We start from the raw sequence: 20,883 nt of genomic DNA, 5'->3' as shown, positions 1-20,883 counted from the left end.
CCTTTCTTAAAAAAGTACTCCACATAAAATAATTTGTGGAGTTTTTTCTATAATTAGTAGTTTAACCTAACCTTCAAATAGGAGTATACTAATAATGTAATCGTTATCAAAAATCTAAAAAGGAATTTTTAGATGGATATCAAAATAAAAAAGGGAGGAAATTATGAATAAGTTTTCAAAAACCTTGAGAGACAACTGGATCTTTCTCTTGATGGTTTTACCAGGGGCACTCTGGTTGATTCTATTCTTCTACATTCCAGTATTTGGGAACGTGGTTGCCTTTAAAGACTACCACATGACCAGTAATGGTTTTATAGATAGTATCGTGAATAGTAAATGGGTCGGACTCGATAATTTCAGATTCTTGTTTAGTTCAAAAGACGCCTTTATTATCACACGAAATACTGTCCTCTACAATCTCGGCTTTATCTTCATTGGCTTGATTGTATCAGTAGGGATTGCCATCATCCTCAGTGAACTCCGTTCTAAGAGAATGGTTAAGATTTTCCAAACTTCTATGTTGTTCCCTTACTTCTTGTCTTGGGTTATCATCAGTTTCTTTACAGATGCCTTCCTAAACATTGATAAAGGGGTATTCAACCATTTCCTAGAATCTATTGGGATGAAGGAAATCAATTTCTACGCTGACTTGGGCATCTGGCCATATCTCCTACTTTTCCTAGGTATTTGGAAAGGTTTTGGATATAGCAGTGTCATGTACTATGCGACAATCATGGGAATTGATCCAACCTACTACGAAGCAGCGACAGTGGACGGAGCCAGCAAATGGCAACGAATTCGCAATGTAACCATTCCGCAGTTGACACCATTGGTAACTGTATTGACCATCCTTGCAGTCGGAAATATCTTTCGTGCAGACTTCGGTCTTTTCTACCAAATCCCCCACAATGCTGGTCAGCTCTATAACGTAACCAATGTCTTGGACGTATATGTATATAATGGCTTGACTCAGACAGCAGATATCGGGATGGCATCAGCGGCAGGTCTTTATCAATCAGTTGTCGGCTTGATTCTGGTTATCCTATCAAACTTACTTGCAAGACGAGTTGATCCAAACTCAGCCTTGTTCTAGAAAGGAGGAGAATATGGCAGAAAAGAAAATTAAAAAAGAAAAAATTGATAATGTCGGCATTCACTCCTTCAGTAAGAAAGCAGATATCTTCTTCAGTACCATTTCTGGTTTGGTTGCCCTCTCTTGTATCCTACCCTTTGTATTCGTTATCGTTATTTCGGTGACAGATGAAAAGAGTATCCTCCAAAATGGATATAGCTTCTTCCCATCCCAATTTGGATTAGACGGTTTTGAGTTTTTGGCACAGTTTAAGGATAAAATTCTCCAAGCCCTCTTCATCTCAGTCTTTGTAACAGTGGTGGGGACGATCACAAACGTTTTTATCACAACAACCTATGCCTACGCTATCTCACGGACAACCTTTAAGTATCGCAGATTCTTTACAATCTTTGCCCTTCTTAGTATGTTGTTCAATGCTGGTTTGGTACCGGGCTATATCGTGGTAACTCGTTTACTTCAACTTGGTGATACAGTTTGGGCTTTGATTGTTCCAATGCTTCTCTCACCATTTAACATCATCTTGATGCGTTCCTTCTTCAAGAAGACCATTCCAGAAGCTATTCTAGAATCCGCTCGTATTGATGGTGCTAGTGAGGCCCGGATCTTCTTCCAAATCTGTTTGCCATTGTCACTACCAGGTATTGCAACCATCACGCTCTTGACAGCTCTTGGTTTCTGGAATGACTGGTTCAATGCCCTTCTTTACATCAAGAGTGACAACTTGTATCCATTGCAATATTTGCTCATGCAAATCCAACAAAATATGGATTACATCGCCAAAGCAGTCGGCCTATCTGGTCAACTGGGAGTTGCTCTTCCAAAAGAAACAGGTCGTATGGCCATGGTTGTGGTCGCAACCCTTCCAATCGCGATTTTGTATCCATTCTTCCAACGCTACTTTGTAAAAGGTTTGACTATCGGTGGTGTGAAAGAATAGTACTTGTCGAGAAAAATCATTTCTCATTTCCAAACTTCCCTTGCGTGAAGTTAAGATCATTACATTGTTTATAAGTTTAAAAATAAAAAAAGGAGTTTTTGTCATGAAAAACTGGAAAAAATATGCTTTTGCATCTGCTAGCGTAGTCGCTTTGGCTGCTGGTCTCGCTGCTTGTGGAAACCTTTCAGGTAACAGTAAAAAAGCTGCTGACTCAGCTTCAGGTGAAAAAACTGTTATCAAAATGTACCAAATCGGTGACAAACCAGATAACTTAGATGAATTGCTAGAAAATGCTAACAAAATCATCGGTGAAAAAGTTGGTGCTAAATTGGATATCCAATATCTTGGATGGGGTGACTATGATAAGAAAATGTCAGTTATCACATCATCTGGTGAAAACTACGATATCGCCTTTGCATCTAACTATGTTGTAAATGCTCAAAAAGGTGCCTATGCTGACTTGACTGACTTGTATAAGAAAGAAGGGGCAGAGCTTTATAAAGCACTTGACCCAGCTTACATCAAAGGTAACAGCATTAACGGTAAAATTTACGCAGTTCCAGTTGCAGCCAACGTTGCATCATCTCAAAACTTCGCTTTCAACGGAACTCTTCTTGCTAAATACGGTATCGATATTTCAGGTGTCACTTCATATGAAACACTTGAACCAGTCTTGAAACAAATCAAAGAAAAAGCTCCAGATGTAGTGCCATTTGCGGTTACTAAGAACTTCATCCCATCTGATAACTTTGACTACCCAGTTCCAAACGGACTTCCATTCGTTATCGACCTTGAAGGGGACACTACTAAGATCGTAAACCGTTACGAAGTGCCTCGCTTTAAAGAACACTTGAAGACTCTTCACAAATTCTATGAAGCTGGATACATTCCAAAAGACGTAGCAACAAGCGATACTTCATTTGACCTTCAACAAGATACTTGGTTCGTTCGTGAAGAAACAGTAGGACCAGCTGACTACGGTAACAGCTTGCTTTCACGTGTTGCGAACAAAGATATCCAAATCAAACCAATCACTAACTTCATCAAGAAAAACCAAACAACACAAGTTGCTAACTTTGTCATCTCAAACAACTCTAAGAACAAAGAAAAATCAATGGAAGTGTTGAACCTCTTGAACACTAACCCAGAACTCTTGAATGGTCTTGTTTATGGTCCAGAAGGCAAGAACTGGGAAAAAATTCCAGGTAAAGAAAACCGTGTTAAAGTCCTTGATGGCTACAAAGGAAACACTCACATGGGTGGATGGAACACTGGTAACAACTGGATCCTTTACATCAACGAAAACGTTACAGACCAACAAATCGAAGATTCTAAGAAACAATTGGCTGAAGCTAAAGAATCTCCAGCACTTGGATTTATCTTTAACACTGACAATGTGAAATCTGAAATTTCAGCAATCTCTAACACAATGCAACAATTCGATACAGCTATCAACACTGGTACTGTAGACCCAGACAAAGCTATTCCAGAATTGATGGAAAAATTGAAATCTGAAGGTGCTTACGATAAAGTATTGAACGAAATGCAAAAACAATACGATGAATTCTTGAAAAACAAAAAATCATAAGATCAATTGATTTCGTGTATTCATTCCTAATTCCTAAAAATTGAATCACTGTTTTCCTCAGGTCTATCTGGGGGAGGCAGTGATTTTTTGAAACGAAAGCATAGATATCCGTGTTTTCTTATCACTATTTAACCATTCAGGAAATCTTAAGTACCATTTAGGATTTGGAGTAAGGATTTAGGAAATTATGGCTTATATTAGAGATGTTCCAAGTTTACAAAGGAGGGTTCACATGAAAAAGTATCAGCTTGTCTTCAAAATAAGTGCAGTTTTCTCTTACTTATTTTTCGTATTTGGTCTTTCTCAGCTGACGCTTATTGTTCAAAATTATTGGCAATTTTCTTCCCAGATTGGCAATTTCGTCTGGATTCAAAATCTCTTGAGTTTGCTATTTAGCGGAGTCATGATTTGGATTCTGGTTAAGACAGGTCATGGTTATCTCTTTCACATTCCAAGAAAAAAATGGCTTTGGTATTCGATTTTGACAGTATTAGTGGTAGTGCTCCAGATCTCTTTTAACGTTCAGACAGCTAAACATGTTCAGTCAACTGCTGAAGGTTGGGCCGTATTGATCGGTTATAGTGGGACCAACTTTGCTGAGCTAGGTATCTATATAACTTTGTTCTTTCTGACTCCACTTATGGAAGAGTTGATTTATAGGGGATTACTTCAACACGCCTTCTTTAAGCATTCGCGATTTGGCCTTGATTTGCTTCTTCCTTCCATTTTGTTTGCTCTTCCTCATTTTTTGAGTCTGCCTAGTCTGTTAGATATCTTCGTCTTTGCAACATCTGGCATCATCTTTGCTAGTTTGACCCGCTATACCAAGAGCATTTATCCATCCTATGCGGTGCATGTGATTAATAATATTTTCGCAACATTACCATTTTTGCTGACTTTTTTACACAGGGTATTTGGGTGAAATATTGGTACGAGAGTTAGGAATGATAGCTTTTCAATTTAAGGAGGAAAATGAGAATGACACCATTAAAATGGTTTGCTGGAGGAAGCGAAAGACGTTGTGAAGCGATGACTATCATAGATCACCTACTGGAAGGTATAAGCAATACGCCTCAACTTGCTCCTTTGAAAAATCTGTTAGTGAGTTATAAAAGACGATTAGAGGACGATGGGACCTCTACTCCATTTATTTTGAGTCAAATGAATGTTGACATCTCACGTGTGTTGATTGACAATAAGCTGATGTTATCAGAAAGTCAATCCGAGCAGATCAAAAAATTGAGAGAATTATCTGCTATTCGCTATGGTTACTGATGAAGTGCAGGGATAAGCACCTTTCTACAATTTCCAGTCAAATAAATTGCATTCGTTTTCTCAAGCAGGTATACTAGTATAGTTAGATGAAAAATTCTGAAAATTTAAGAATAGAAAAGAGAACAAATCTTATGGCAAAAGATATTCGTGTCTTACTTTACTACCTTTATACTCCAATTGAAAATGCAGAGCAATTTGCTGCAGATCACTTGGCTTTCTGTAAATCAATCGGCCTTAAAGGCCGTATCCTAGTCGCTGACGAGGGAATTAACGGAACAGTTTCAGGTGACTACGAAACAACTCAAAAATACATGGACTACGTTCACAGCCTCCCAGGCATGGAAGACCTCTGGTTTAAGATTGACGAAGAAAGTGAACAAGCCTTCAAGAAGATGTTCGTTCGCTACAAAAAAGAAATTGTCCACCTTGGTTTGGAAGACAACGACTTTGACAACGACATCAACCCACTTGAAACAACAGGTGCCTACTTGTCTCCAAAAGAGTTCAAAGAAGCCCTTCTTGACGAAGATACAGTTGTCCTTGACACACGTAACGATTATGAGTACGACCTAGGACACTTCCGTGGGGCTATTCGCCCAGATATCCGCAACTTCCGTGAGTTGCCACAATGGGTCCGTGATAACAAGGAAAAATTCATGGACAAGCGTGTCGTGGTTTACTGTACAGGTGGGGTTCGCTGTGAGAAATTCTCAGGCTGGATGGTCCGTGAAGGCTACAAAGATGTCGGCCAATTGCACGGAGGAATCGCAACTTACGGTAAAGACCCAGAAGTCCAAGGTGAGCTTTGGGATGGGAAAATGTACGTCTTTGACGAGCGTATCGCAGTCGATGTCAACCATGTCAACCCAACCATCGTAGGGAAAGACTGGTTTGATGGAACACCATGTGAACGTTATGTAAACTGTGGAAATCCATTCTGTAACCGTCGTATCTTGACATCAGAAGAAAATGAAGACAAGTACCTTCGTGGATGCTCACACGAGTGCCGTGTTCACCCACGTAACCGCTATGTTTCAGAAAATGAATTGACACAAGCTGAAGTTGTCGAGCGCCTAGCCGCTATCGGTGAAAGCTTGGATCAAGCAGCTACTGTATAAGATTGAACAGTCCTTAGGGGCTGTTTTTCTATGCTTTTTACTAAAAAATCTAAAGTTTGTTTCTGTATCTTTCAGGAAAATAGGGTATACTATATGTAAACGATTTCAAAGGAGTCCAGTTATGACGAAAACATTTTTTATTCCAAATAAACAGAGCATTTTAGGAGAACAAGAGATTTTGACTGCCAAGTCGATCTTGGCCTTGCTAGATGGTTTGGAGTCACATAGCTATGATGCAGTCTATCTCCGTCAACCTCTTAGCCGTCTTGAGTATATCGAGTGTGCGATAGTGGGACAATCACAATTTCTCTTTAAAGTTAGCTATGCTGATGATCACAAGGCTTACCGTATTGATCTTCCTGACCTACTAACGAAGACAGACTGGCAGATTATCAAAGCATTTTTAGAAGCCCTACTTGCTTATACAGGAACTGAGATTGAAGGACTAGATGGTTTTGATTTTGAAGCTTATTTCCAAGCAAGTATTCAAGCCCATCTAGCAGACACTGCAGCTCGTTTTACGATTTGCCAAGGAATTTTTAATCCTGTTTTCTTTAGCCATGAGGATTTGAAAAGCTTTTTAGAGGAAGACGGCTTGGTACAGTTTGAAGCGCGTGTGCGTGCGGTTCAAGAGACGGATGCCTACTTTGCAAGAGTTTCCTTCTATCAGGATGGAGAAGGAAAAGTGCATGGCGTTTACCATCTGGCTCAAGGCGTCAAGACTGTTTTGCCGATAGAACCATTTGTTCCTGCTTCCTATATTGAGCAATTGCTGGATAAGGAAGTTCAGTGGGAGATTGACTTGGTTCAAATTACAGGAGACGGCTCTAAACCAGAAGACTATGAAGCCATTGCCCGCTTGAACTATGCAAAATTCCTAGAGTCACTACCATCAGCATCTTACCACCAACTAGATGCCAATCAATTAGAAGTGCAACCCATCCTAGGACAAGATTTTAAAACATTAGCACAAGAAAAGTAAAGTAGAAGCAGGTCAATCGACTTGCTTTTTTGACATAGAAAAAATCCTGCCATGAAAGACAGGATTGCTACTCAATGAAAATCAAAGAGCAAACTAGGAAGCTAGCCGCAGGCTGCTCAAAACACTGTTTTGAGGTTGTAGATGAAACTGACGAAGTCAGTAACCATACATACGGTAAGGCGAAGCTGACGTGGTTTGAAGAGATTTTCGAAGAGTATGAAGTTTAAAGAAAGGTCAAGATACGAAGATAATCCCCAATCAGTGCCACTTCAGCTACAAAGAAGAGGAGGATAATAACTCCGTTCACAAGGACAGACAAGAATAATTGATAGAAGGAGTCGGTTTCACTTGATTGACTTGGTCTTGTAATGATATGGAGACTGGCAAGCAGAATGATTCCAATGCTAATCACACACAAGAGGGCTGTAAATCGTAGGCTGTCAAAGAAGGCAAAGAAACTAGCAATGGCAGTGAGGAAGATTGGAATTGCCAAGAGTTGACTATATTGTTGGAGAACCTTTTCTAGCGTCCAGTCTTTTTCCTGGTGGATAAATCGTCTCACGACGAAACTACCCAAGAGGAATGAAAAGAAGAAGAGTGTTGTTGCTACTAGGATAGAGATAATCGAAAAGAGATTTAATGAAGCAAATTGTTCAGGGAAGTGATTATGCATAGTTGCTATATGTCCATAGTAAGCATGTTTGATGTGGTAGATACTAAAGAAAAAGGAAGATGCAGAAAACAGAATGAGCAAAAGAAAGGCTGTGTAACTGTGTGTGCTACTTGTTTCAAGACTGCTTGTAGGAGATTTGATTACTTCCACTAGCCAAGACCAAAAATCAAGCGCTTGCTCTTTCCATCTATCCGTAGATTTTGGAGCTTGGTCGGGGATATAGGGACTTTCTAAGGATTGACTGATAAGAAGGGGCTCTTTCGTGGTTGGTTTTTGCTGAGGAAGTGCTTCTTGACTCTCTTCAGCTATAGTGACTTTTTCTGTTTCTTTAGAAAGATCTTGCTCTTCTTCAGTAGAATCTAATGCTTTCTTTTCTTCTATTTCTGTTCTTGCTTCACTGTCTTCAGGCGTTTCAATTGTCTCTTTTTGCTGGCTTTCCAGTTTGACTTCAGCTTGAGAGACTTCCTCCTCTACTTGAGTATTTTTTTCAATTGGTGTATCGAGGTCGGCTATCGTTTCTTCAGTCTTGTCTGCAACCTCTTGATCTTGCTCTTCAGGTTTGTTCTTGCTTGTTGTTTTTACAAAATCATTACTTTCAAACCATTCTTGTTTCATGGTAGAACCTCCTTTTTAGTTAGATAAATATGCTTCCATAGTAGCAGATGTAAGCGCTTTTGTCAACGATTTCTAGAAGAAGACTCGTGTTCCTCTGATTTGAGTAGATAGATATCCTGTTCTGCCCTTGCGATGAGTTGATCTTTTGCATCTGCTTTTTCTGTTTTATAAGGATTGCTTAATCGTTCAGCTTTGTTTTCTTCGTTGTTAAACGAACGCCTTCCTTCTCTTAAAAAATGAAGAATAGAACCATGTTTTGTTGAAAGATCTAAGTTGATTCTTTGTTTTTCTTCTTCGGAAAGTAGCAGTTGTAGGTCTGTTTTCGCCACCAATTCCACCTTACCGTGTACTTGGATATTTTCAGCGTGGAAGTGCTTCTCTGTTGACTCTAGCTGACTATCTGTAAGGTCTGTATCAAAGATATTGACGATATTAGGGGTTGTGAGTTTACTGTTTTTGATACGACTTCCTTCAATTCGGAGGAGATAACCATTTGTATTGAGAGTTGCATTTTCAAGGCTAGCATTTATGATGGTGGTTTGTCCACGATTGGCTGACACGTTGATTCCTTTTAGAGTTCTTCCTTTTGGAACTTGTAGAATAACTTCTTCAAAACGACGAGAGTAGCTACTTGCGATATGGAGAATCCCGCCAATTCCAGAAGAGAGAAATGGAGTTTCAGACAGTTTCTTATCAGTGAGGCTCAGCGTTTTATCGTTTTGATTCGTAACAAGATCATGGTGAGCAGAGAGTGATGGATGATAAGAAATGTGGATTTGATCATCCAAAGAGTCTGTGATGGTCAGCGCGTGTTGGTGGAGAGTGATCTCTAGGTTTTCGACTTCCTTACCAAAGGTCAGCTCTTCCATCCGACTATCATAGACAGGTTCCTTGGACATGGCAAGTAGGCTCTTGATCCCGTCAGATTGGATGCCTACAAAGAGCAGGATAAATCCGATAACGGTAGTCACTACACCAAAAATGAGAAATCCTTTTGTCCATTTACGCATGCTGGTCACCTCTCTTTCCTTTTTTGAGAACAAATTGCACCAGGCGAACAATGAGTAGGCCGAAGAAGCGGGCTACATAGGAAATACCTAGTAAGACTAGCGAAGAAGCACCGATAGCCAGTAAACCAGCACCAAAAATCAAGATAAAGGCTGATTTAGCTTGGGCTAAGACAGTGAAACTTTCAACTAAAAATAGGAATCCGCCGATGATACCAAGTATGGAAACTGCAAAGAAAGCCAGAATGACAGTCAAGGCTGCCACAAAGATTGCGAACAGGGACACGAGGATGGCGATTCCCAGAGGAATACCGATGGGGGCTGCAAGGAGAGCTAACAAGGCGATATGCAAAATTTGTCGGTTATTCTTTTGATCGGGTGCTTCATTGATTTTTTTATCGAGAAGATTGGAGAGAACTTCGTGAGCTGCTTCCTTAGGAGTTCCTAAGCTAGCGATGAGTTCTTCTTCTCCTTCGACTCCAGCATCGTCAAAGAGTTCCCTGAAATAGTCCATGGCTTCAATTTGGTCAGCCTGAGGCAGTTTTTTGAGATAGAGTTCTAGCTGAGTCAGGTATTCAGTTCTTGTCATGGCGGATACTCCCTTCTATGATGCCATTAATGGTGTCTGTATAGAGTGCCCATTCATCTTTCAGGGTCACGAGCTGTTCTATACCACCATTTGTCAAGGAGTAGTATTTGCGCATGCGACCTTGGAACTCTCTAGAATAGGTTGTCAGAAAGCTATTGCCTTCCAATTTTTTGAGAATGGGATAGAGCGTAGATTCTTTGATGTTAGCGATAAGCTTAATGGTCTGGCTAATCTCATAACCATAAGAATCATCCTGCTCCAGTACGGCCAAGATGAGAAATTCAATCAAGGCAGAGGATGTTGGAAAGTACATGGGAAACCTCCTTTTCTAATGTGTAAGATTTTTATATATAATTTTTCTACACATACATTGTACATCTAAATGAAAGCCCTGTCAAGAGAAATGTGTAAAATTTTTATATATAAAAAACTTCTAGCCAAAACTAGAAGTTTAAAGGATTTTATCAGCTCTGTCCACTGTAAAGAGGGCCACAGTCATCAGGATATCGACGAGTAAGAGGGCAGCTACAGCTGGCACCCAAGAGTGGAAAAGGTCAAAACTGTAACCAAAGAGGGTTGGCCCAAAGGCTGCTAGGATATAGCCTCCTGTTTGAGATAAACCAGACAATTGGGCAGTCTTTTCAGGGGCGCTTGTCTTGAGTGAAAAGTTGACCATGAGATAGGGGAAGAGGGCGCTGGTTGCGGTTCCGATGAGGAGATGGATGGCAAGCCAGTAAAAGAAATTATTGATTGGGAAGAAGAGCATGGAAATGCCGACCACACCAGCTAGTGAAACCAGAGCGAGCATGAGCTGACGGTTGCGAGTAGACAAGCTGGTTGTCAGGCTTGGGATGGTCATTGAAAAAGGAATGCTAATCAGAGAGAAGATAGAAGTCAGCAAGCCAGCTTCGTGACTGGATAGGCCTGCATGGATGGCCATGGTAGGTAGCCAGGTCATAGCGGTGTAAAAGAGCAAGGATTGAAAACCTGCAAAGACAATAACTGCCCAGACCTGTTTATTACGCATGACCTTTGCTTTGCTTTTTTGTTTGGTTTGTGGAGCCAGTCTGTGATTATAGCGGTGATTAGGTAGCCAGACCAAAAAAGTTGCAAGGCAGAGCAGGGTGAGGAGGATGATAAGTCCTTTCCAAGAACTGGCTTGTGTAATAGGCACAGCCAGATAGGAGGCCAGAGCCGTCGCAACCCCCATAGAGGTTACATATAAGGTAGTCAGAAAACCAATTTTCTTTGGTTGATTGGCTTGGATAAGACTAGGAAGCAGCACATTGATGACTGCGATACTTGCCCCAACCATCAAGGTTCCTAGATAGAGCAGGGGCAGATTGATTAGTCGAATGAGAGAACCTATGGTCAAGAAGAAAAGGCTGTAGGTGAAGAGATGCTCCAAGCCGATTTTTTGAGCCAGTCGGGTAGAAAATAGCGAGAAGAGGGTAAACATGAGGAGAGGAAGGCTGGTCAAGACACCAAGCGAACTAACTTCTACTCCCAGTCCTTGCGAAATATCTCCCAAAATAATGGGTAAAACAGTAAAAGGAGTCCGCAAGGAAACACCAATTAGTATAATACCTGGAACAAAAAAGAGTGATTGCTTTTTCATATACTACCTCTTCTAGCTGATTTTAATAACAGCTTATTTTAAGGTTTTTTCCTTATAATGTCAAGTAAGGTTTTGGGCTTTCAAGATAAAAATGGGAAAGTCTTGAAAATTATGATAAAATAGTGGAAGGAAATCTATACATTGGAGAAAAACTGTGTCTGAAAAGCAAAAAATCAGCGTATTGATATCGGTCTATATCAAGGAAAATCCGACATTTTTAAAGGATGCTATTGAGAGTGTTCAAAATCAGACCCTGAAACCGAGCGAATTGGTTCTGGTTGAGGATGGGCCTTTGACACCTGAGCTCTATCAGGTATTAGACCAGCTTGAAGCTGAGTCTGATATTCCAGTGAAACGCTATCCTCTTGAGCATAATCAAGGTTTGGGTCTGGCTCTTCGACAGGGTGTTTTGCAGTGTCAGTACGATATCATCGCTCGTATGGATACGGATGATATAGCTGTTCCAGACCGTTTTGAGAAACAGGTTCAGCTAATGGAGAAGGAAAACCTCGACCTATTAGGTGGACATATTGCAGAGTTTATTGACAATCCTGATGAGATTGTTTCTTACCGTCGTGTTCCAACCCAGCATGCAGATATTGTAGCTTATCAAAGGATGAGAAGTGCCTTTAACCACATGACTGTCATGTTCAAGAAGGACATGGTTCTCAAGGCAGGCAACTATGAGGATGGGCTTTATATGGAGGATGACCTCCTCTGGCTCAATATGATTGCTGCAGGAGCTAAGACTGGAAATCTGGATCAAATCTTGTGTAAGGTTCGTGTTGGAGCAGGAATGTTTGAGCGTCGTGGGGGACTGCGTTACCTCAAACTCTATCGTCAAGCTCGTCAACGCATGCTGAAGCGAGGACAAATTTCTTACATGGAGTATGCCAAGAGTGTTGCCATTCAGATGGTGGTTGCCCTTTGTCCCGGATTTGTCCGACAGTTTATTTTTATGAAACTGTTACGAAAAAGCAAGTAAAAGATTGTAGCAAATCATAAACTTTAGAAAAAGTGTTATAATAACAATATAATGCTCTTCGAAAATCAAATTCAAACCGCGTCAACGTCGCCTTGCCGTACTCAAGTACAGCCTGCGGCTAGTTTCCTAGTTTGCTCTTTGATTTTCATTGAGTATAATCATCCAGCTCTTTTAAGGAGGAGTAAATTTCTATGAATAAAAAACTCACAGATTATGTGATTGATCTGGTGGAAATTTTAAATAAACAACAAAAACAGGTTTTCTGGGGAATATTTGATATTTTGAGTATGGTGGTTTCCATCATTGTATCTTATATCTTATTCTACGGATTGATTAATCCAGCACCTGTTGACTACATCATCTACACGAGTTTGGCCTTCCTGTTCTATCAATTGATGATTGGATTTTGGGGATTGAACGCTAGTATCAGTCGTTACAGTAAGATTACGGATTTCATGAAAATCTTTTTTGGTGTGACTGCTAGCAGTATCTTGTCATATAGTATCTGCTATGCCTTCTTGCCTCTCTTCTCCATCCGTTTTATCGTGCTCTTTATCTTGTTGAGTACTTTCTTAATTTTATTGCCACGGATTACTTGGCAGTTAATCTACTCTAAACGCAAAAAGGGAAGTGGTGATGGAGAACACCGTCGGACTTTCTTGATTGGTGCCGGTGATGGTGGAGCTCTCTTTATGGATAGTTACCAACATCCAACTAGTGAATTAGAACTTGTCGGTATTTTGGATAAGGATTCTAAGAAAAAGGGCCAAAAACTTGGTGGAATTCCTGTTTTGGGTTCATATGATGATCTGCCTGAATTAGCCAAACGCCATCAAATCGAGCGTGTTATCGTTGCGATTCCGTCGCTTGACCCGTCAGAATATGAACGTATCTTGCAGATGTGTAATAAGCTGGGTGTCAAATGTTACAAGATGCCTAAGGTTGAAACCGTTGTTCAGGGACTTCACCAAGCAGGTACTGGCTTCCAAAAAATTGATATTACGGACCTTTTGGGTCGTCAGGAAATTCGTCTTGACGAATCGCGTCTGGGCGCAGAACTGACAGGTAAGACCATCTTGGTTACAGGTGCTGGTGGCTCAATAGGTTCTGAAATCTGTCGCCAAGTTAGTCGCTTCAATCCTGAACGCATCGTCTTGCTCGGTCATGGGGAAAACTCAATTTACCTTGTTTATCATGAATTGATTCGTAAGTTCCAAGGGATTGATTATGTTCCTGTGATTGCGGACATTCAAGACTATGATCGTCTCTTGCAAGTCTTTGAAAAGTACAAGCCAGCTATTGTTTATCATGCGGCAGCCCACAAGCACGTTCCTATGATGGAGCGCAATCCAAAAGAAGCCTTCAAAAACAATATCCGTGGAACCTACAACGTTGCTAAGGCTGTTGATGAAGCCAAAGTACCTAAGATGGTTATGATTTCGACAGATAAGGCGGTTAATCCACCAAATGTTATGGGAGCAACCAAGCGAGTGGCTGAGTTGATTGTCACTGGTTTCAACCAACGTAGCCAATCAACCTACTGTGCAGTTCGTTTTGGGAATGTACTTGGTAGCCGTGGTAGTGTCATTCCAGTCTTTGAACGCCAGATTGCTGAAGGTGGGCCTGTAACGGTGACAGACTTCCGCATGACCCGTTACTTTATGACTATTCCAGAAGCTAGCCGTTTGGTTATCCATGCTGGTGCTTATGCCAAGGATGGAGAAGTCTTTATCCTTGATATGGGCAAACCAGTCAAGATTTATGACTTGGCCAAGAAAATGGTCCTTCTAAGTGGACACACCGAAAGCGAAATTCCAATTGTTGAAGTTGGAATCCGCCCAGGCGAAAAACTCTACGAAGAACTCTTGGTATCAACCGAACTTGTTGATAATCAAGTTATGGATAAGATTTTCGTTGGTAAAGTTAATGTCATGCCTCTAGAAGCAATCGATCAAAAAATTGAAGAGTTCCGCACTCTTAGTGGAGATGAGTTGAAGCAAGCTATTATCGCCTTTGCCAATCAAACTACCCACGTTGAATAAAAAATATTTACAATCAAAAAACGCATATTATCAGGAATAGAAAAACCTTGGTAATATGCGTTTTGTTATGTAGAGACTTATACTCTTCGAAAATCTTTTCAAACCACGTTAACGTCGCCTTGTCGTATGTATATGTTATTGAAAATACCTCAAAACTTCTATGGGTTTGTGGGCGATATAATCAGGCTGATAGTTTAGTAGATCTGCTTGCTCTCCAAATCCCCAAGTGACGGCCAATTTCTGAATGCCTGTTTCTTGAGCTCCAAGCATATCAAACTTGGTATCTCCGATGATGATGGCTTGTTCCGGTGCTAGTTGATGTGTCTGCAAGGCTTGGCGTATGACATCTGCCTTATGGGGTGCTTCGGGGCTGGAACCATAAATGCCATCAAAGAAATGATAGATTCCCAAGTTTTTAGTCATGTCTTGAGCGGTTGGAGTATTCTTTGTAGTGGTGATATAAAGAGGGTAATTGCTCGATAACTTCTCAAGCAAGCCTACAATATGAGGGAAGAGCTGAGCTTCATGGATGCCTTTCTCCTTATAGTACGAACGGTATATCTGCACGGCTTCAGAAATTTGTTCTTTGGGAAGGCAGGTCGCAAAACTACTTTCAAGAGGCGGTCCCATAAAACCACGAATAGTTTTGGCATCAGGGCTAGGTACCCCCAGCTCCTTAAAGGTATGGGTAAAGGCATTGTGAATCCCGATAGAACTATCAACGAGGGTTCCGTCCAGATCGAAAAAGATAGCTGAGATAGAGGTCATGGTTTCTCCTATTTGATAAGCTTATTCTCCGAAAATTTCTTTTTGGAGGCGACGACCAGTAGGGGTGGCAGCGAGTCCACCTTCAGCTGTTTCACGAAAGGCAGTTGGCATGCTTGCTCCTACTTGGTACATGGCATCGATAACTTCATCCACAGGGATTTTAGATTCGATACCTGCCAGGGCCATGTCTGCTGCGATGAAGGCAAAGCTAGCTCCCATGGCATTGCGTTTGACACAGGGAACTTCGACCAAGCCGGCAACAGGGTCACAGATGAGGCCTAGCATATTTTTAATGACAAAGGCAATGGCTTGACTGGCCTGATAAGGTGTTCCACCGGCAGCTAGAGTCAAGGCTGCAGCACTCATAGCAGAGGCCGAACCAACCTCGGCCTGACAGCCACCTTCAGCACCTGAGATAGAGGCATTGTTTGCGATGACTAGTCCAAAGGCACCGGCAGCAAAGAGGAAATCCAGCTGTTGCTCGTGGCTGAGGTCTAATTTTTCAATAGCAGCTGTTAGAACGGAAGGCAGACAGCCAGCACTTCCTGCGGTCGGAGTGGCACAAACCAAGCCCATTTTGGCATTGTGTTCATTGACTGCAATGGCATTTCGGGCAGCAGAGAGAATCGTGTAATCTGACAGAGTTTTTCCGTTTTTGATGTAGTGATCCAATTTGGCAGCATCTCCACCTGTCAGGCCACTACGAGATTTATTTTCATTGAGGCCAAGTTGGACAGAGGCTTTCATGACTTCTAGATTGCGTTCCATGAGAAGGAAGACTTCTTCACGTTCGCGACCGGTCAATTCAAACTCTGTTGTAATCATGAGTTCTGCGACATTTCCTTGAAAGTCCAGATCTGCTTGCTCGACCAATTCTTTGATAGAATAAAACATGCTTCCTCCTATTTAAAGAAATTGACATTGTGGAGATGAGGGATTTTTCGAATTTCTTCGATGGCCTCATCACAGTTGCGACTGTCAACTTCGATAATCATAATAGCTTTTTCACCAGCTTTTTCACGAGTAACATTCATCTGAGCGATATTGATACCATAGCGGGAAAGGGCCTCTGTTACGAGGGCAATCATACCTGGAATATCTTGATGAACAATGATGATAGTCGGTGTATTCATATTGAGAGAGACGGCAAAGCCATTGAGTTCAGTTACCTGAATATTTCCTCCCCCGATAGAAATACCAGTCACGCTAATGGTCTTATGAGCATTTTTGACGGTAATTTTAGTGGTGTTTGGGTGAGGGGCATTGCTGTCTTTCTGAATGGTCCAGACAATCTTGATGCCACGCTTGTGGGCAATTTCCAGGCTGTTTGGGATTTCAGGATCATCTGTATCCATGCCCAAAATACCTGCAACAAGGGCTAGGTCTGTTCCGTGACCACGATAGGTCTTGGCAAATGAGTTAAATAGTTGGAATTCGACTTCTGTCGGAGTATCATCAAAAATGGAAGAGACAATCTTCCCAATACGAACAGCACCAGCTGTATGGCTACTAGATGGGCCAATCATAACTGGTCCGATGATATCAAAGACAGATTGAAAACGAAGTGATTTCATCAGTTTCCCCTTATAAAAATTCTTATCTCTATTATATCAAAGAATGAAGGTCTTGGCTTTAATTGTGGATGAAAACCTTTTTACACTACAAATAGCATAAAAAAGCATCTTTTGTAACAAAAAATGGCTTATTTAGAGAAATAAAAAATAATTTTGTAATATTTCTACATAAAAGTGTCAAGAAACGGTAATATTTAAAGGGTATGATAGAACTATAGAAAGAAGGAGAATTTTCAAATATGAAATCAACAACTAAAAAGATTAAAACAACTCTTGCAGGAGTAGCTGCCTTGTTTGCAGTATTTGCTCCATCATTTGTATCTGCTCAAGAATCATCAACTTACACTGTTAAAGAAGGTGATACACTTTCAGAAATCGCTGAAACTCACAACACAACTGTTGAGAAATTGGCAGAAAACAACCACATCGACAACGTTCATTTGATTTATGTTGGTCAAGAGTTGGTTATCGATGGCCCTGTAGCGCCTGCTGCAACACCAGCGCCAGCTACTTATGCGGCACCAGCAGCTCAAGATGAAACTGTTTCAGCTCCAGTAGCAGAAACTACAGAAGTAGTAGAAGAAGCAGCACCAGCTGCAAGCGCTCCTGTAGCAGAAGAAACTGTTGCTGCAGCAGAAACTTCAGCACCAGCTGCAACTGTAAGTGGATCTGAAGCAGAAGCTAAAGAATGGATTGCACAAAAAGAATCAGGTGGTAGCTATACAGCTACAAACGGCCAATACATTGGACGTTACCAATTGACAGATTCATACTTGAACGGTGACTACTCAGCTGAAAACCAAGAACGTGTAGCAGATGCTTACGTTGCAGGACGTTACGGTTCATGGTCAGCTGCTAAAAACTTCTGGCTTAACAACGGCTGGTATTAAGAAATAACGAACAGAATAATTTGAAAAAGTCGAGGAAATCCCTCGACTTTTTATATTTCTTTCGGTTGATAATAGATCTCCACTTCTTTTTTGAGAAAGGCTAGAATGGAAGTTTCATCGGTCAGCTCTAGAAGGGAGAATCCTTTTTGGATAAGTTTGGCATCATCCCTACAAATCCCAATACGGACATAGCAGATAGCAAGCATATCGTAGCTTTTCTTATTCTTGGCATCCTCTAGTAAAGTATAGCAGATTTGTTGACACATGTTTTTGTCTTGATGGTATAAGTAAATGGTGGAAATGTTGAGTAGGATTGTCATTCGCAAGTCATATAAATGTTGATAGTTTTTATAGTCTTCTAAGCGTTGCAAGATTTTTTCAGTGATGAGATGGAGGTGTTCAATGGGAAAGTTGAAAAGGATGGTATTGAGGATTTTTAGGTCGCTTTCATACCATGTATCTTGTTTTTCAATTTTTTCCCAAAGTTTTTTGATAGTCTGTTTCACTTGGTCTGACAGTTGCTCTGTACCATGTTGGCGAATATGAATGACAACTTCCAGCATATCCCTGATTTCTTCTATAGGCAGGTCGTGATGGGTCTTGAGATAGTTTTGGCATGTTTCAAAAAAATGAACTAGACCACTGCCACCAATGATGGAATTCATATTGAGATAAGTTTGCATGATTTCTGTCCGTTGGCTCGGCTGATAGAGATGGCAGATGTAGTCAAATTCTTCAAAACTCATATTCATTTGCCGAAGAAGAAAATCCATATTTTCATATTTAGGAGTTGCCTTACCACTTTCAATCTTTGATAGGCTGGTTCTTGATAGGACATCTCCGCAGACCTCTTCTTGGGTTAATCCTTTTGACTCACGTATTTCTTTATAGACCTTTCCAAAATCATAACGCATGATTTTCTCCTTTTAGTGAAAAAAGTTAACAAACAATAAAATCCTATTAAAAATATTGTATCATAGTAATATAAAAAGTAAAAAAGAAAGCTAAAATAAGTTTGGTGTAATTTTAATATGGGGTTAATGAGTACTATGATGTAGCTAGAAAAGGGGTGGAAAAATGTTTAAAAATAAGGAACTTTTTCGAGTAGTCATGATATTTGTGATAGGAATTATCCTAATTTTAATGACACCCGTCTTATTTAAAGTTATGATGGACCTATTTTCAAAATAAATAGGCTTCTGTTTTAGGCAGAGGTGTGAATCAGGAGGTTAAGCGATGAACTACAATTTAAAATATCTTTTATCAGGAATATTTGTCCTAGTCTTTATAGGTTTCCTAGTCTGGATGCGTTATGTTAATCAGAGGAAGGAAGAAGAGCATTCGGATGTGTCTTTTGAAGCGAGGTTAGATAGTGAAGTCAAGACCTTGTATAAACAACTAGGATTGGGTGAGGAGCCTCATTATTTCTTAGCCTATCGCTACCTACATCCTTGGTTTGATTTGGCGATTTTACCACCAACAGTTGAAATTTTCTTAACTAAAATAGCGCTGGTGATGGTAACTCCAGATGAACTGCTGATAAGAAATCTTGGAAATGGGATGACTTTCACAAGTGAGCATCATCGTGATTTGCGACAAGGACTTATCCGTATTCCCAAATCAGAGATAAAAGAATTTGAGATTCGCAACTGGAAAAGAGCTTTTGTATTTGGAGACTTTTTGACGATTAAAACAAGCCAACATAGCTATTATTTGCAGGTCAGAGATGATGGACTTCAAAAGGGAAGTCTTTCCGCCAAACATTTCTCCGACTTGAAACGACAAGATTTTTTAGGATTATTGACAGATAAAAGGACATTTTGATAGACAATTGCCCCAAAAATGGAATCTCTGAATGTTCAACAATTCAAAAACCACACAGTATCCCTTTCAATTTGATTATGTTCAATATTGGAATGACTGTGTGGTTTTATTTAGAAGTTAGTTTTTGTTAGACTTTTATATACTTTGTTCGATAAAAGACAATTAAATTAGTGATAGCCGATTGCTTACTGCTGACCGAATGATGTAACTCCGCCACCTAAACTAGCGAGATCATCACTGTTTATTGTGGGAACTTCAGCATTGTTACTATTGGTATTAGTTTCTGCTTGAGCTTCTGAAGTATTAGCTGCTTGATTTTGTGTACTTGCCACATCATTTCCGCTGCTGCCAGCACTATTAGATGAAGGTGGTTCGCTTGCAGGCGCTTGTGAACTGTATCTGCTCCCATTTGACTCAGTATAGGTTGGAGTGTAGCTCCCTCCTCCTGAAGAATAGGTTTCTCTTTCCCCCTCGCTACTAGTCGTTCCTGTTTCTTTTTTGTCAGTCTTTTGTCCTTCTTTTTTGGTCAAGACTTCAACTTGCTTTTGGAATTTAGAAATTAGTTCTTGGATGGGTTTTATTTTTTCATCAATAGTGGCTTGTTCGCTTGTGGAGTTAACACTTTTAATGATTTCTAGTATTTTTTGTAAGGAAGTGATGGCTGTTTCAAGTGTTTGTTTATCTTCAAACTGACTATCGGATTCCTTTATATCCATTTTTAAAGCTTTTTCGCTATAATGATTGGTGATTTTATCGGACGTAGTAGTAAGAAAGTCTGCTAATGTTTGCTTGCCTTCGTCAGTGTTTGGCTTCAATTCTTGAATTCTTTTCCAATCTTCTATAATTGTTTCAGAATCGATATTAAAATCTTTGATGGCTTTTTTTACTTGTTCGACATCTTGTTCATTTTTTTGCCGTTTGAAGAAAGCAATATTGCCTCTTTCTGTTAAGATGTTTTCTTGGTGAATGACTAGACCAATTAAAAGTCCAATACTTGCGACAATGATAATAGTAAAAATGGTATTTTTTGATTTTAGAATATCTTTGTAGTTTTTCACAATCGTTCTACGTACATGGATGGTAGTATCTTTAAGGGATCATGTACGTATTCCTCCTCAATATAGTATATCATTTTTAGTTTATTTTATAAATAAGATAATAAGCAGTAGAGGGATTAAGCTATAAATTACCCTCTTTTTAAACAATTATATATGTATTTACAAAGAGGTTGGTCGATTGACATCCTCTTTCTTGTCTTCTCCAACCAAGCATGTTATAATGAATACTGCTCAAGCGACCTTCAAT

At 40.2% G+C, this 20,883-nt stretch carries 22 protein-coding genes; 12 read left to right on the top strand and 10 right to left on the bottom strand.

What is annotated here, in order from left to right:
- The first annotated feature begins 163 nt into the window (after positions 1-163).
- The 8 genes from SM12261_RS08985 to SM12261_RS09660 all read left to right on the top strand — a co-directional run bounded on the left by SM12261_RS08985 (position 164) and on the right by SM12261_RS09660 (position 7,220).
- Positions 164-1,093, top strand: a complete 930-nt coding sequence (locus tag SM12261_RS08985; protein WP_001032152.1) for an ABC transporter permease — start codon at positions 164-166, stop codon at positions 1,091-1,093.
- A gap of 13 nt (positions 1,094-1,106) precedes the next feature.
- The gene (locus SM12261_RS08980) at positions 1,107-2,030 is read left to right on the top strand and encodes a carbohydrate ABC transporter permease (RefSeq protein ID WP_000818353.1); all 924 of its coding nucleotides are present in this window, start codon (positions 1,107-1,109) and stop codon (positions 2,028-2,030) included.
- 103 nt (positions 2,031-2,133) lie between these two features.
- Positions 2,134-3,618 (top strand): ABC transporter substrate-binding protein, encoded by a 1,485-nt coding sequence (locus SM12261_RS08975; RefSeq protein ID WP_000800391.1) that lies wholly within the window; start codon positions 2,134-2,136, stop codon positions 3,616-3,618.
- A gap of 232 nt (positions 3,619-3,850) precedes the next feature.
- Positions 3,851-4,540 (top strand): CPBP family intramembrane glutamic endopeptidase, encoded by a 690-nt coding sequence (locus tag SM12261_RS08970; RefSeq protein WP_000760547.1) that lies wholly within the window; start codon positions 3,851-3,853, stop codon positions 4,538-4,540.
- Between the two features lie 56 nt (positions 4,541-4,596).
- On the top strand, positions 4,597-4,893 hold the full coding sequence (locus SM12261_RS08965) for a bacteriocin immunity protein (protein ID WP_000188107.1): 297 nt from the start codon (positions 4,597-4,599) through the stop codon (positions 4,891-4,893).
- 131 nt (positions 4,894-5,024) lie between these two features.
- A complete protein-coding gene (gene trhO / locus SM12261_RS08960) occupies positions 5,025-6,011 on the top strand; it encodes an oxygen-dependent tRNA uridine(34) hydroxylase TrhO (RefSeq protein WP_001030024.1) in 987 nt (328 codons plus the stop codon).
- Positions 6,012-6,132: 121 nt separating this feature from the next.
- Entirely contained in the window at positions 6,133-6,993 is an 861-nt protein-coding gene (locus tag SM12261_RS08955) for a DUF4299 family protein (protein WP_078228260.1), read from the top strand.
- Positions 6,994-7,067: 74 nt separating this feature from the next.
- Positions 7,068-7,220, top strand: coding sequence for a hypothetical protein (locus SM12261_RS09660; RefSeq protein ID WP_000692984.1), 153 nt, complete (start codon positions 7,068-7,070; stop codon positions 7,218-7,220).
- Here SM12261_RS09660 and SM12261_RS08950 read toward each other — a convergent pair.
- The 5 genes from SM12261_RS08950 to SM12261_RS08930 form a co-directional block, all read right to left on the bottom strand.
- Positions 7,217-8,281, bottom strand: coding sequence for a DUF6574 domain-containing protein (locus SM12261_RS08950; protein WP_000808472.1), 1,065 nt, complete (start codon positions 8,279-8,281; stop codon positions 7,217-7,219). The two genes, SM12261_RS09660 and SM12261_RS08950, sit on opposite strands and share 4 nt — an antisense overlap.
- 62 nt (positions 8,282-8,343) lie before the next feature.
- Positions 8,344-9,291 carry a DUF4097 family beta strand repeat-containing protein gene (locus SM12261_RS08945; protein ID WP_001233683.1) on the bottom strand — a complete coding sequence of 316 codons (948 nt, stop codon included), beginning with the start codon at positions 9,289-9,291 and terminating at the stop codon, positions 8,344-8,346.
- Entirely contained in the window at positions 9,284-9,877 is a 594-nt protein-coding gene (locus SM12261_RS08940; protein WP_000198703.1) for a DUF1700 domain-containing protein, read from the bottom strand. Before SM12261_RS08940 ends, SM12261_RS08945 begins: the two co-directional genes overlap by 8 nt.
- Entirely contained in the window at positions 9,864-10,190 is a 327-nt protein-coding gene (locus SM12261_RS08935) for a PadR family transcriptional regulator (RefSeq protein WP_000273858.1), read from the bottom strand. The genes SM12261_RS08940 and SM12261_RS08935 overlap by 14 nt, the downstream gene beginning before the upstream one ends.
- Before the next feature lie 138 nt (positions 10,191-10,328).
- Positions 10,329-11,495 carry a CynX/NimT family MFS transporter gene (locus tag SM12261_RS08930; RefSeq protein WP_000744884.1) on the bottom strand — a complete coding sequence of 389 codons (1,167 nt, stop codon included), beginning with the start codon at positions 11,493-11,495 and terminating at the stop codon, positions 10,329-10,331.
- 154 nt (positions 11,496-11,649) lie between these two features.
- Between SM12261_RS08930 and SM12261_RS08925 the strand changes: the two genes are divergently transcribed.
- Both SM12261_RS08925 and SM12261_RS08920 read left to right on the top strand, forming a co-directional pair.
- Positions 11,650-12,480, top strand: a complete 831-nt coding sequence (locus SM12261_RS08925) for a glycosyltransferase (RefSeq protein WP_001291454.1) — start codon at positions 11,650-11,652, stop codon at positions 12,478-12,480.
- 191 nt (positions 12,481-12,671) lie between these two features.
- The gene (locus SM12261_RS08920) at positions 12,672-14,522 is read left to right on the top strand and encodes a polysaccharide biosynthesis protein (protein WP_001035714.1); all 1,851 of its coding nucleotides are present in this window, start codon (positions 12,672-12,674) and stop codon (positions 14,520-14,522) included.
- Positions 14,523-14,657: 135 nt separating this feature from the next.
- On the opposite strand, the gene SM12261_RS08910 is transcribed toward SM12261_RS08920, so the two are convergent.
- The 3 genes from SM12261_RS08910 to sdaAB are packed head-to-tail and all read right to left on the bottom strand — an operon-like array spanning position 14,658 to position 16,864.
- Complete coding sequence (locus tag SM12261_RS08910; RefSeq protein WP_000200820.1) at positions 14,658-15,290, bottom strand: HAD family hydrolase; 633 nt, start codon at positions 15,288-15,290, stop codon at positions 14,658-14,660.
- A gap of 21 nt (positions 15,291-15,311) precedes the next feature.
- Entirely contained in the window at positions 15,312-16,184 is an 873-nt protein-coding gene (sdaAA, locus tag SM12261_RS08905) for an L-serine ammonia-lyase, iron-sulfur-dependent, subunit alpha (RefSeq protein ID WP_000500041.1), read from the bottom strand.
- Between the two features lie 8 nt (positions 16,185-16,192).
- Positions 16,193-16,864: an L-serine ammonia-lyase, iron-sulfur-dependent subunit beta gene (gene sdaAB, locus SM12261_RS08900; protein ID WP_000838912.1), complete on the bottom strand. Its 672-nt coding sequence runs from the start codon at positions 16,862-16,864 to the stop codon at positions 16,193-16,195.
- A gap of 239 nt (positions 16,865-17,103) precedes the next feature.
- Here sdaAB and apf point away from each other — a divergent pair, with 239 nt between their 5' ends.
- Positions 17,104-17,754, top strand: coding sequence for an aggregation-promoting factor (gene apf, locus SM12261_RS08895; RefSeq protein WP_000843469.1), 651 nt, complete (start codon positions 17,104-17,106; stop codon positions 17,752-17,754).
- 50 nt (positions 17,755-17,804) lie between these two features.
- On the opposite strand, the gene SM12261_RS08890 is transcribed toward apf, so the two are convergent.
- The gene (locus tag SM12261_RS08890) at positions 17,805-18,668 is read right to left on the bottom strand and encodes a helix-turn-helix domain-containing protein (RefSeq protein WP_001268143.1); all 864 of its coding nucleotides are present in this window, start codon (positions 18,666-18,668) and stop codon (positions 17,805-17,807) included.
- Between the two features lie 322 nt (positions 18,669-18,990).
- Here SM12261_RS08890 and SM12261_RS08885 point away from each other — a divergent pair, with 322 nt between their 5' ends.
- Positions 18,991-19,578: a hypothetical protein gene (locus SM12261_RS08885; protein WP_001108796.1), complete on the top strand. Its 588-nt coding sequence runs from the start codon at positions 18,991-18,993 to the stop codon at positions 19,576-19,578.
- A 185-nt stretch (positions 19,579-19,763) separates the two neighbouring features.
- Here the strand turns inward: SM12261_RS08885 and SM12261_RS08880 are convergent, their stop codons facing one another.
- Positions 19,764-20,636 (bottom strand): hypothetical protein, encoded by an 873-nt coding sequence (locus SM12261_RS08880; RefSeq protein WP_000800788.1) that lies wholly within the window; start codon positions 20,634-20,636, stop codon positions 19,764-19,766.
- Positions 20,637-20,883 lie beyond the last annotated feature (247 nt).

Origin of the sequence: Streptococcus mitis NCTC 12261 (assembly GCF_000148585.2) — a bacterium.
Lineage (GTDB): Bacteria > Bacillota > Bacilli > Lactobacillales > Streptococcaceae > Streptococcus > Streptococcus mitis.
The sequence above is the reverse complement of the archived record's forward strand: the minus strand, read 5'-3'. Positions and strand labels throughout refer to the sequence as shown.